The sequence below is a fragment of the Salinarchaeum laminariae genome (genome assembly GCF_023204835.1).
GTDB lineage: Archaea > Halobacteriota > Halobacteria > Halobacteriales > Salinarchaeaceae > Salinarchaeum > Salinarchaeum laminariae.
In genome coordinates this window covers 1123014-1135964 of sequence record NZ_CP096270.1, presented here as the reverse complement: position 1 = coordinate 1135964, position 12951 = coordinate 1123014, and the positions used below count along the sequence as shown (strand labels likewise).

Sequence of the window (12951 nt, the reverse complement as noted above, 5' to 3'; positions counted from 1 at the left end):
GTGAGGTTCACTCGGGGGAGAGCAGTTCGGATATCGGAGAATCCCGAGAGTGGTGCAGACGTTGCCCCCGCTCGGTACTTTCTGTGACGCCGCCAGCTATCCGCTCCTCAGACGTATGCAGCGATGTAGTAAACGGATCTGAGTGGAGGGATTTAGATATTCTTCTTGAAAGATTTGAGGGCGACACTCCACTGGGGACGCTATCGACCTAATCGAAGGGAAAGGCGAAAAACGCCCTCAAAAGAGAATATCGCTGACGGTTAGTCCGCAGGAGTTGCTGGAGTAGAGTCCTCGGAGGCCTCTGTTGAGTCTGTCTCACTCCCACCCTTGTGTCGCGCGCGAATCCTCGGGTTGAAGATCTTATCTAATCCCTGTGCGAGGAGGATCATGCCAAGAGTGATCGCGGTGATCACGATCATCGGCAAATAGATCCGATAGTACATACTCGGCGTGTACAGGGCACCGCTCTCATACCCGTTATTGAGTAGAACTCCCCAGTTGTAATTCGAGTACGGGAGGACGCCCAGGAAGTACAGCGCTACCGAACTGAAGATGATCCCGCGAGCGTTGTAGGCGATGTTAACTGTGATGTAGGACATCAGGTTCGGCAGGATATCGCGCCAAATGATCGACGGCGAAGAGAGCCCCATCACGCGACTGGATTCGACGTACTCGATGTCTCGCAACGACAGTACCTCTGACCGGATGGTCCGGGCAAGGCCAGCCCAGGTTGGGACCGATAGGATCAGGCCAATCATGTAGGGGCTCTCCGGTTTGAACACGGCTGCGAGAACGATCAGCAGTGGAAGCCCCGGCAGCGCGATCATCACGTCCGAGAGCGTCATCAGCGACCGGTCGATGGCACCGCCGGCGTATCCCGAGAGAGTGCCAACTATAGTCGCCAGAACTGTCGTAAACAGCGTCCCGGCGAGAATCATCTTGAACATCGGCGGGATGGAGTACACGAGCAATCCAAGCATGCTCTCTCCCTGCGAATTCGTGCCGAGCACGTAGTTCATGTTCTGGAACGGTTGAAGCCTGCGCGGCCCCCCGACAGTTGGTTCAGAAATGAACCAAAGCCCGACCGTCCCAAACAGCAGATAGATCCCGATAATCCCAAGCCCAACCCGTGCGCGCCAGTCGCTCAGGAGCGTGCTAACCATCGCACGACCTTCGGTGCTGAGTCGATCTACCAAGCTATACTTCACCGTGTCGTCAGACGTCTCAACTTTGAAGACAGATTGAGCGTCGTTTTCCACGTCGGAATGGTCGACTTCGGACCTTCCATCGTCAGTTGACGTCCTGAGTCCGCGAACCCACCGAGTGAAGTTTGGGATCAACTTACGCAACGAGAGTGAGGCGTGGGTCTCATCGGACGTAGTCGCTCGTGGGTCAATCCAGCCGTATGTCAGGTCTGCAATGAGGATGGTCAACGTGACTGCGACGGTGATGAGCACGAAAGCCCCCATCATCAACGGGTAGTCGCGCGAGGTGATCCCCTGGAACATGAAGTATCCCAGACCCTTGTAGAGGAAGATGCGTTCCAGGATCACCGCACCGCCGAACATGAACCCGATCGAGATCATCAACTGCGTGTACATCGGTAGCACGGAGTTCCAGACGACGTATCGCGAGGAAATGCGGTTGCTCGATAGGCCGCGGAGTCTGGCAACGCGGAGATAATCCTCGCCGAGAATGCTAACGCTGTTACCGCGCATCCGAATTGCGACACCGCCAACCGCGGTCAGGACAATCGACAGCGCCGGGAGTGTGGCGTACCAGAGGATGTTTACGACGAACGTGGGATCAAGTCCCGGCGGAACGCTGTGGGTCCCACGGGTCGGAAATAGGCTGTAGCGGTATCCGAAGACGAAGAGAAATGCTATCGCGGCCACGTAGTACGGAACGGAGTTGAGCGTGATCGACACGATCGTGCCCACTGAGTCGAACATGGACTTCTCCCGGTATGCCATAGCTGCGCCGAGTAAAATACCGATCACATACGTGAATATAATCGCGATCGACATGACCAGCAGCGTCCACGGCATAGCGTTTAACAGCAGATCGGCAACTGGCTCCTGACGGTGCACCGATCTCCCCATATCTCCCTGTAACAGATTGGCCCAGTAGTCGATGTACTGTTGCCACAACGGTTCATCGAACTTCGTACCGAAGTACGCTTCTGCCAGCTGGTTGGCGGCCTCCGGATCACGTCCCATCTGTGCAAACTGCGCCCGGAGGTACGACACTGGTCCACCGGGGAGCTGTCGGATTAGTACGAAGGAAATCGTGATAACTGCCCAGATCGTGAAGGCTGTTTGTAAAATCCGCTTGGCAAAGCGCTTCATGGGAACATCGGGGGAAGCAGGCAATAAAAACGTTGGGGATATTGCCCCTGGTTGCCAGGGTCCACACACCACAGAGTGTGTGCGTCGAGTTGAGATATCGAACGGAAAATATCCTCCAGGCACGGTGCTGGAATCAGTGTGAATGCGTCGCTGGAGCGAGCCGCGAGAACGGACTCGAGACAGCGCGAACGACATCGTCCCACCGGATCGGCGGGTGCTTCGACGCGTCCTCTGGGCGACGATCCCCCCCGTCGCTGCCACGCGTCCACTAGGCGAACGAGTATCGGTCCTGACCCAGGGTCGAGCCCAGTCCCCCAGTGTCGAACGAAGCCGCGCCGACGCCGAGTGCGATTATATCTCTTCGAGGGCAGTCTTGAGTTCGCGGCTTCGGCCGGGACGATCTTCTGCGACGTTCGTGGTCTCGTTTGGATCCTGAACCAGATCAAAGAGGGCACACGCCACCCCATCGAGACTCGCGGCGTCGTCGTCCGGCGTCCAGTGAGTTACGAACTTGTACCGACCGTCGAAAATCATTCGCCAGTCATCCAGCCCGGAATAGACGTACTCCCTGTGCTCGGTGTCCGTTCCCGACAACAGCGGCCGGAGCGATCGGCTATCGGTCCGCCGCGTCTTCGCGCCCGCAAAGTCGAGGAACGTATCGTGGAGATCGATGAGGCTCACCGGCTCCTCGCACGGGGCTCGAGAATCGACGCCGGGGCCAGCGATCACTAGCGGCACGCCCACCGAGGGCTGGTACGGATCTCCCTTCCCCCAATGGCCGTGGTCCCCGAGCATCTCGCCGTGGTCGCTGCTGAACACGATCACAGTGTCGTCAAGTTCACCACGCTCTTCGAGAACGTCGAGATACCGTCCAACCCACGCGTCGATGTTCTCGATCATCGACGCGTAGTTGCGACGGACCGCTTGATGGTCGTTGACCCCATCTCCGCTGTCGTCAACGGGACCCTGGAACTCGACGTCCGGATCGCGGTACAACTCGTGCATCGCTTCCGTGACGTCGTAGGGCTCGTGCGGGCCGGCAAAGTTGATTACGAGATGCCAAGGGCGGTCCTCGGGACTGTCGGCAAGTAGAGAGAGGCCGCGCCTCGCGATCCAGTTGTCGATGTACGCCTCCTCGGGAAGCTTCGTCGGGAAGGTGCTGTGGCCGTTCGTCTCACTTCGGCGCTGGTAGTCGCTGACGTGGTCGATCAGCAACCCCTCCTCCTCAAGGTATGCGGTGTAGGGCTCCGTAGGTTCGCCCTCTCCCGAGAGTCCGACCTGAAACGCGCGTTCCCACAGGTCGTCCCGGTCGAGGCGTTTCGGATGATCGCCCCACGCTAATGACAGGATCCCGTCCCACTTGCCCGCATTGTCCACACCGTCGGAAAATCCCCACTCCTCCAGCCGGCCCGATCCATCGACACCCCACGAGAACGACCCTTTGTGAAGGTCGAATTTCCCACACCCCATAACGTGGTAGCCGCTCTCGTTCCGGAGTCGCTGGGGGTACGTCGTTGCCGACGCTGGCAGGTCGTCGGCGTTGTTCTGGACGGGAGCGCGAGTGTACCGCATTCCAGTGGCAAGACACCCGCGAGACGGCGCACACACTGGAGCGGGACAGACTGCGTTTGTAAACTGAACGCCACGGTCGATCAGTTGGTCGACGTTCGGCGTCCGGACTGGTACGTCGGGATTCGCCCCTACCCAATCGGGCCGATGCTGGTCGGGGAGGAGAAAGAGCAGGTTTGGTTGTTCTGTCTCGTCTGGCATACGTCGTCGTTGCCGGCACTCTATTATTACATTTTTCTCATCTGAAGTGTGAGTTCGTCAGCAGCGTCTCCGACCGGAGTTCCTGACTACTCAACCAGACACGGGAGAGGACGCGTCGACGAATTGATTCTCCCCGGCGACGAAGTGTTCGTAGCGTCGCTGCACGGACAGCGATGGCCAGCGGAGGTGACGCGGCCCTTTCTGGGCTGGGGATACCGCCGATCGTTCGACAGCACGCGGACAGTGGCGCCGGAAGATAGCGACGAAAACCACCCGAAACGAGACGATGCCGTCAGTTCGAACTCGAAAGCTCGCCCGTCTCAATGAACCAGGGCACGCGGACGTTCTGGTAACCCCACGTGTCCGAGCCATTCTCCGGCCAGTTCCAGTCGCTCTCGTTGTATAACAGCAACGCTTGCGTCTCGACGGCCGGGATTACGGGGAGGGTGACGTTCGCGACCCAGGCGACCTCACGCATGCTCTGGATCATCTCCTCGTTGTCGGAAGCCAGAAGGACCGAGTTGAGCATTTCGTCCACATTCACCGTCTCCTCCTCGCCCTCCATGTCACCAACCGGCGGAACCGACACTTCTTCGGGGAACTGCATGCTCCCGCCGCCGAAGCCGGTGAAGTTCCGGGTCATCCCGAAGTACGGGTGCGAGGTGCCAGCCCCCCAGTGCTCCATAGCGAGATCATAGGATCCTTCGGGGTAGTTTGTGAAGAATGTACTATTTTCTTCGACCAGGACGTCGGTTTCGATACCGAAGCTGCTGAGATTGCCAGCAACCGTCCGTGCCGCAGGGGCGTACGGTCCCGTACTCCAGGTACTGATCGTGGGCGAGAATTGATTCCCATTTGGCTGGTACCACGTGCCGCCGTCTTGGGTAAACCCAGCAGATTCGAGCAGCGAGGCGGCCTCGTCCGTGGAGTCGTACACGTTGACGTTCCCCTCGATGGGATCGCCCATGTATTCGTCCATGAACGTTTGTGAGAACGTGTTCGTGGGGGGAACCGGCGTCGCGATGTGCTCGCCGATCGTTGCGACGACTTCCGGACTCTGGATGATGTGTGCGAAAGCCTGCTTGACCTCACGCATCCCGTAGATTTCGTGTTGATGGTTAGGGATGAGCGCGGGTCCACCACGACTACCCCCTGGCACCGTTTCCGTGTTCCAGCCCGACGGTGGGGATTCGGCCACGTCAGCTGTCGGGGAGAAGTGTCTCACGGTGTCATGTTCACCGCTTCGGGCTGCGGGGATGAAGGCGCTCGGCATGATCACCGGCATACGGATTTCGTCGATATCGACATCGCCGGCCTCGGGATGGTCCTCGTAGAGCGAGAAAGTGAACTCGGTCCCGGACGTCTCGTCAATCTGGTAGAGACCGTTCCCGATGATATCCTGGTGGTCGATCGTCAGCTCGGTCAGTTCAGTTACCACCGATTCCCGCTCGGATTCGCTGGAAGCATTGGCCCAGGTATCAGCATACTCACCGAATTCACTTGTCTTCGTCCAGAGGCACGCGCCGCGGGCCGTATTGGATCCGGCGCCGAAGATCCTGGTCCTGATGAGTTGCTCGTTGTACTCACCATTCAGTTCGACCTCGACCGTGTGTTCGTCGACCTGGCTGATCCCTGAAAATTGAGCGTCAGTAATCCCCAGATTGGGATCATTACCCGTGGCGACTGCAAGCCTGAAATGAGTCACGACGTCCTCGGCAGTTACCGGATCGCCGTTGTGCCACGTACGGTCGTCCTGAATGCTGAATGTCAGCGTCGACCCGTCCACGGAGAATTCCTCGATGAGATTGTACGTGGTTTCGCCGCTTCGGGAGTTGTTATTCAGGTACGACTCGTACATCAGAGCCGGGATTTTCTTGTTTTCGCTGCGTGTTGCCGAGTAATGGTTCGCAGTTGTCGCGGCCAGATCCTGGTTGTTTGAGAAGATGAATGCCGATGACGACCCGCCGGCACTCTCGCTACAACCGGCCAGACTGGCAATTCCGGCAGTAGCCAGTCCACCACCGACAACCTTCATCATTTCTCGGCGCGGTATCTTATCGCTGCTAGTGGGAGAACCCATAGCGTGGAGATTGTTGGCGACATATATATGGTTTGCAGAACAGGCAACAATTTCCGAGTTGTGCAGGGAAGACTGTGTAATCCTCTCCTGAATCGAGAGTGGAAGGAAAACAGAATCGGGCGCCAACAGTATGCCACCACCACGTACCATCGCACTCAACGGATCCGCTGGTGCCGGTCGACATCGTCGGTTCGTTCGACTTCCTCAACCTCACTTCTCACGTCTGTAGCTCTATGGTTATCGCAGTTGTAGTTCCCACACGATCTTTGGGCGACGAAACGGACAGCGTCTTCGAAAGGAGCCATACAATGTTATCCAGTGTCTCGCCACCGGCGCCTTTCGTCGGCAACCTACAGATACCGGGACTGAGAAAGTACATTCCGCGTGCGAGCGCTCAATGGACAATTTTACCGTGCGTCCGAGCATACGGGAATAAGTGCGAATTCTCGAAGCTACTAGCGTTGTCGAGCAGTTCAGTGGTGAGGAGTGACGGCCGACGGACGGACCTACCCTCAATCGGCGAGTTCGTCTAATGCTGACGTGGTCTTCTCGGAATCGTAGTACGGGGGCCAGTGTACGTAGTGCTGGTAACCTGATTAAGGCCGAGTCGATTAATGCTGTCCAGTCATTCTGCGGCGTCGCCTCAGGTAAGTCCGGACGTCCCTGCATAGATCTTTGTCCCCAGTCCAGAACTCGTCAAAGTGTCAGATCCGACTGCGGTGATAACGACTCCACCTCCTCCCGTTGCTGTAATACTGTGCAGTATCGACGTGACGGCATCTGGATTCGAAAGGGAGTTTGACGCTGATAACGCAGCTGTCGGGGCCAATTTTGCCCCGTTCCGAGTCCAATCATGGGGGAATCGTGTACGGTGGCTCCAGCTAAGATGTCCCATCTCCTTTATTCTCCTCAGGTGGGTCGGTGAAATAGAGGATGATACCGGTCGGGAGCAGTACCAACAGGAGAATGACGATATTGATGAGGACGACATAATACGAGGCGTGGCCACGGTCCAGCACCAGAATCAAGAGTATCGACAGTGCGAGGAGCCCGCACTCGACGGCGAATGCATACCGAAGAATTGGCAGCGATCGCTTGAGGAGTGAACGGGCCTCCCCGGCAAATGTTGATGGGTCATCGGTATCTTTACTCATATCTATACAGGTCTCACCGGAGATGATAATTCCGTCGGTGGGGTACGCGAAGAGTGAACGGGGCCAGCCAAGCAATAACGAATATGATTCACTATTGCATGATGCAAGTTTATATGAATAGAACGTATATGGACACATATGGTCGATGCACAATCGCCGAATATGGTCAAGACCGCCCGAACGACGTTTCAAATCCTCGAAAAACTCAAGGAAAAGAACGAGGCCACCGTCACGGAGCTAACCGAAGAATTCGACCTGTCAAAGAGCAGCCTGCACAACTACCTCAGCACGCTTGAAAAGGACGGATACGTCGTCAAGGACAAGAATACCTACCGCGTCGGCGTTCGGCTGCTCGATCTGGGTGGACACGCACGACATAAACGACGGATCTACGACATCGCTAAGGAGGAGGTCACTGAGCTGGCCGAGGAGACCGATGAGTTAGCAAATCTCCTTATCGAGGAACACGGGAAGGGCATCTATCTCCACCGCTCTCACGGAGAGGACGCGGTCAAGACTGATTCGTACATTGGACAGCAGGTCCATCTCCACAACACTGCCCTTGGACAAGCGATCCTCGCCTACCTTCCGCGTGACCGTGTGAACGAGATTATCGATCGACACGGGATGCCGTCGTCCACGGAGAACACGATCACGGAACGAGACGAACTATTTCAGAAGCTCGAACGCGTCCGCGAGAACGGGTTTGCACTCGACGATGAAGCTCGGGTCAAGGGACTACGCTGCGTAGCCGTACCGGTAATCAATAACAACGATAACATCGAGGGCGCAATCAGTGTCTCGGGACCGACGAGCAGGTTCCAAGAGAAGCGATTCCGCGAGGAACTCCCTAAGAAACTTCAGAGCGTCGCCAATGTCATCGAACTCAACATCACCTATACCTAAATTATTCTCTATTAGTACAGCCGCCCCCAATATCTCACGGCAAGCCTACAATGATACTGAATATCAATTTCCTCGGATTGTGTTGCAGCGGTTCACCCTCCCGCGACAGACGCATATTTCAGAATTGGAGCGCAAAGGTGAATACTAGTTCTGTATTTTAATATGTATATTAGGACATGCCAACTGATGGCCCAGTATATTTGCTCATATTATCCATTGACCACTACGTATGCTATTGTGCCATCGTGAAGTAACACTCAGGAGTATTTTGAGGTGCGGATACGAGTGGACAACTCATTCTGAACAAAACTGTCCAGCCGGAAATAGCGATAGTGCGCTGAAGGAAATCCCCATTACATACCTATGCTTGTCATGGAAGGAGCGTTCGCACGTATTCGCGGTTAACAGCTTTTCACCATCTCTCATATTATGTCCATTATCAGTAGATGAAGATGGTATATCACCGGATGACACGGGTCGTGTTTAGTGGCACTGTTTAGTTTAGGACCTCGTCAGCTGGCGGTCGTTCCTCGATCGGTTGATGCGGTCTGAGACAAATGTTTGCGCTCGCTGGGATACCCACGCTTCTTCCTTCCCTCCCGGTCCTGTTCTTCATCGGTGTGTAGAGACACTGGCTGGATAAAGTCCTCTACGGAGGGTGAGTTGAATCCTCGTTTCATCGTTCACGAGGCGAGTCGACGTCGGAGCTCCCGTGATTCTTCTCGTGGTTGTGGTCTCTGTGACCGGCTGCGGCGATACTCGATCGTAATCATCGACGCCACCGGAATGTTTCCCGCGGGCTCATTGGAGTAGGCAACACCGAAGACGATCCAGGTTGCTGTGCTGATTCTCGGACGTGGGGACTCGGCGTGGTCCGATCCGGAGCATGCAGATCAACCCGACGATCGCTCCGGTCCGGCATCTGCGACCACCGATGACGAATGACCTGCGGACATGGTTCGCATCCACGACGTCGCAACCGAGTAGGGAGAGCTAGAATGGTCACGATCCCGCTTTCCCATATCGCAACCCTGTCGTAGCCACTTCGTGAAGCGCAATTCCTTTTTGTCACTCCGTCATTGCCACGCTCATATGGTCGCATTGTCGGCAGTAGCGATGCTGCTCGTCGCATTTGTCGGAAGCCTCTTCATGGCGTGGACGATCGGTGCCGGGTCGTCAGGTTCGACACCGTTTGCACCGGCAGTCGGGGCCAACGCCATTTCCATCATGCGTGCCGGGTTTGTCGTGGGGCTACTCGGACTCGCTGGAGCGATACTACAGGGGGCAAACGTCTCCAGGACCGTCGGAAGCGGACTGATACAGGGGGCGACGCTTTCACCGATGACCGTGGTCATTGGACTGTTTACTGCGGCGCTGCTCGTCACTGTCGGAATCTTCACTGGCTACCCCATCGCGACGGCCTTTACGGTTACTGGGGCCGTTACCGGTGTCGGGGTCGCTTTGGGCGGTGTTCCTGCGTGGGGTACTTACCAGCAGACAGTCGCGCTCTGGCTTGTCATCCCGTTCGTGGGGAGCGGCGTTGCGTACGGAATGGCTCGTGTACTGGCGGACGATCGAGTGCCAACCGGGTACACGATCGGCGTCCTCGGAGTTCTCATTACCGCAGTCGTCGTCAATATGCCATTTACGATACTTGGGCCATCGGGACAGAGCCGCTCCATCTCGGCGACGTTCAACTCTCTCCTCCCCGCCATCGTTGGAATTTCTCGAACGGTGATCACGCTCCTCTTTGCCGGCATCGTCGGAGCGGTTCTGTGGCGTCGACATGAACGGTCCTCCGTGAACACGGAGCGCCATTTCCTGCTCGCGCTCGGCTGTCTCGTTGCCTTCTCGGCCGGAGCAACCCAGGTTGGCCTCGCGGTTGGACCGCTGTTACCGCTCCTCGAGGAGTGGTCGATCCCAATGACCGCGGTCTTAGCGATCGGCGGGCTCGGCCTGTTGGCCGGTTCGTGGACGGGCGCACCACGGATGATTAAGGCGCTCTCACAGGACTATTCGGCGCTCGGACCGAAGCGATCGATCGCAGCGCTCGTCCCGTCCTTTCTCATCGCGCAAACAGCGGTGTTCCTGGGAGCTCCCGTCTCTTTCAACGAGATCATCGTCAGCGCGATCATCGGCAGCGGCTACGCAGCGGAGAGCGCTCCAGTGAGCATCTCGAAGATCCGAAACACGTCGGTTGCCTGGGTAACTTCACTGAGTCTCTCGGGACTCTGCAGTTACGCGCTTGTGTCGGTGCTCCTGATTGTTCAGTGACGACCGTAGATTCCCCACAAACTGACTGCTAGGGGGAACTTCCAGGTTGTGCCCTGACCGAGATCCAGGTCAGGTCATCGAGAGGAGTCGGACGGCTCAGCGACGACGTTCGGTCAACGCTTCGACGGTACGGCGTTGTTCGGCATCAATCTGTTCTAAGAGTTTCGTGCCGGCGTCGAGCACAGGAAAATCGACGTCGAGGTCGTCAAACAGGTAGGTGCTGACCGCGACCGGTGACCGACCGTTGGAGATACCAACTGACGACAGCTCGCTGACCTGTTGTTGGCGCCGAGCCAGCAACGCTTCACACTCCTCCTGGTGCTCATGCAATCGCTGCCACCGTGTCTGAATGTCGGGGAAGGTTCGCTCGGTGAGTTCATCTCCGTCTGTTCGTTCAAATCGCTTGGCGATCGCAGCGAGCTGGTCAGCCGCCGCCTGGAGATCGGTGCGCTCATCGGCAAGCCGCTCAATCACCACGTGCCTATCACGGACTGCATTCCGTGCGCCTGCGACGATGGAACGTCGTAGTGTGGCTGTCAAGTGAGTGCCGTCAATAACTGATGACGCGATCTCTGGGCTTAGCTCGGCGGTCAGATGGGCTTCCAGCGACTCGTCGTAATCAGTATCGAAATGGTCAACTGCCATCACGGTGTCACGGTACGCATCGCGAACTGACTGAAGCTGCCCCGCAGGCTGCTTGCTAGCCAGCAGGAATGCCTCCCTTGAACGACCGCCATCGGATCGGGTCGAGATAGAGAGATCTTCCACTCGATCCGCGAATTCCGTGAAAGCCTCGTACTCTTCGAGCAGCCGATCCCGTTCAGCATTGACTTCGGCTGGGGCCCGACGCACCGCATCGATTGAACCATCCGTGTCAGGCGCGAGTACGCCGAATATGGTCACCATCGTCAATATTGAAACTGCTTCCCACGCGCCGCTAAGGCTGCCAAAGCCGATAGCAGGGGGCTCGATTAGATGGCATGTTACCCCAGTAGCTGTCACTGGTGATTTTTAACAGTGCAATTACAAAGGGTTTACTCATTTTGGGCCTTGTGTGGACGACTGAATTCATGCGTTTGAGTGGCTCAGCATGAGTTCAACGTTCTGACGCCGTATTTCAGCACGAGTTCGCGGAATTGCCCGAACCACGTTCTTGTTCGCAAGATCTCGCCGTATCTGTCCGGAGCGAAAAGCGTCGCTTCGATGTTCGACCGTTGATGTACGTCGTATTATCTACCAAGACATTGTTGGCGACGCCGTGCCAACCAACTTCGCAGGAGTTAATAAAATACCTGTTACTTTCGGAGGGAAATTATTGGCGAAGTAGCTCCCAGTCGTAGACTTTGTCGGCAGTCGGTACAGGCAGCTTGTCGAGGTTCTGCGTAAGCAGCTGCCACGCAACTTGCGAGCCGTGTGGTTGTTTCACTGAAAAGTGTATATAAAAATTCCGCCAGTTTTCAATCGATCAAGGCCGTCTTTTTCACGTCTTGGGCCTTGTAATTCATCGACTTGCGTAATGCTGGCTCACCGCGATCTGATCCATCCTGGTTGCGTCGATTGGCTGAATCTCGCCGGTGTTGTGCAGCTCCGCCGACAGCTGCAGTAGCCGCCAGATCGATATTTCAACTCCTGTATCTTCGAACAGACGGCGGTGAAATCGGGTAAATCGGTCGGTTCAAAGCCGAAAATTCGAGCGATTCGAGGCATCTCGTACAGCACGTCCAGCGGCTGCCAATATGGGAAATCGAGATCCGTTTTGAGGCCGTGAATCGAGACGATTACCCAGTCGGCGTAGCCGTATACGCCGCGCTCTAACGGGTTTCGCGTTGCCGACGACGGCTTTTTGAGCGAGCGTGAAGACTTACTTCACGGAGCGGGCTAGCTACGTCTACACCAACTGAACCTACCCGCTTCACTTCCTAGTAAGTTAAACAGTTATCGACAGCTACTAGGAACACGATACTAGACCATCCGCCGCTGAACGGCCCAATCTCGAGCGCCTAAGCAAGGGCGTGTTTGTTTAAAAGCGAAGGGTGAGGCGGCTGGATTATGTAGTGCTCTATGCCAGAAACTGACCGCCTCAGACAAACTAGCGATCCCTTAGAGTTATATTTTGTAGAGTATAAGTCGATACTAAAGCGCTGATAATGCTTAGTATGAATCTTCACACAGTGAGACACCATATTATTATACTGTCTCTATATTCGATGGCTTTGGTGTCGATCGCATCCGACCGACTGTTCACAACTAGATCCAAAAAGCTGATTTAGAGTTCGAGGGCGCAAATCCCCGGATCATGTCGCGATCGATGAGAGGTGATCAACTTTAACGGCGAGCGGTTTCTGGCTCTACGCTGCCGTCGATCCCGCGACGAACGAATTCCATCACGTTGGCCTCTACAATCGGTGTGTGATGGCAT

At 56.3% G+C, this 12951-nt stretch carries 7 protein-coding genes and 1 pseudogene; 2 read left to right on the top strand and 6 right to left on the bottom strand.

The annotated features are described in order from the left end of the window. Positions 1-260: 260 nt before the first annotated feature. From MXF70_RS05210 to MXF70_RS05195, 4 genes are all read right to left on the bottom strand, one after another. A complete protein-coding gene (locus tag MXF70_RS05210) occupies positions 261-2348 on the bottom strand; it encodes an ABC transporter permease subunit (RefSeq protein WP_248517949.1) in 2088 nt (695 codons plus the stop codon). A 351-nt stretch (positions 2349-2699) separates the two neighbouring features. Next, positions 2700-4118 carry a sulfatase family protein gene (locus MXF70_RS05205; protein WP_248517948.1) on the bottom strand — a complete coding sequence of 473 codons (1419 nt, stop codon included), beginning with the start codon at positions 4116-4118 and terminating at the stop codon, positions 2700-2702. A gap of 292 nt (positions 4119-4410) precedes the next feature. Further along, entirely contained in the window at positions 4411-6198 is a 1788-nt protein-coding gene (locus tag MXF70_RS05200) for an ABC transporter substrate-binding protein (RefSeq protein ID WP_248517947.1), read from the bottom strand. Positions 6199-7079: 881 nt separating this feature from the next. Next, a complete protein-coding gene (locus MXF70_RS05195) occupies positions 7080-7352 on the bottom strand; it encodes a hypothetical protein (RefSeq protein ID WP_248517946.1) in 273 nt (90 codons plus the stop codon). A 138-nt stretch (positions 7353-7490) separates the two neighbouring features. On the opposite strand from MXF70_RS05195, the gene MXF70_RS05190 reads away from it, so the two are divergent. Both MXF70_RS05190 and MXF70_RS05185 read left to right on the top strand, forming a co-directional pair. Further along, positions 7491-8258, top strand: a complete 768-nt coding sequence (locus MXF70_RS05190) for an IclR family transcriptional regulator (RefSeq protein WP_248517945.1) — start codon at positions 7491-7493, stop codon at positions 8256-8258. A 1092-nt stretch (positions 8259-9350) separates the two neighbouring features. Continuing rightward, a complete protein-coding gene (locus MXF70_RS05185; RefSeq protein WP_248517944.1) occupies positions 9351-10532 on the top strand; it encodes an inorganic phosphate transporter in 1182 nt (393 codons plus the stop codon). Positions 10533-10628: 96 nt separating this feature from the next. On the opposite strand, the gene MXF70_RS05180 is transcribed toward MXF70_RS05185, so the two are convergent. After that, complete coding sequence (locus MXF70_RS05180) at positions 10629-11438, bottom strand: DUF7260 family protein (RefSeq protein ID WP_445677855.1); 810 nt, start codon at positions 11436-11438, stop codon at positions 10629-10631. Between the two features lie 162 nt (positions 11439-11600). Next, a pseudogene (locus MXF70_RS05175) lies at positions 11601-12393 on the bottom strand (transposase); the annotation flags it as partial. Between the last annotated feature and the right edge of the window lie 558 nt (positions 12394-12951).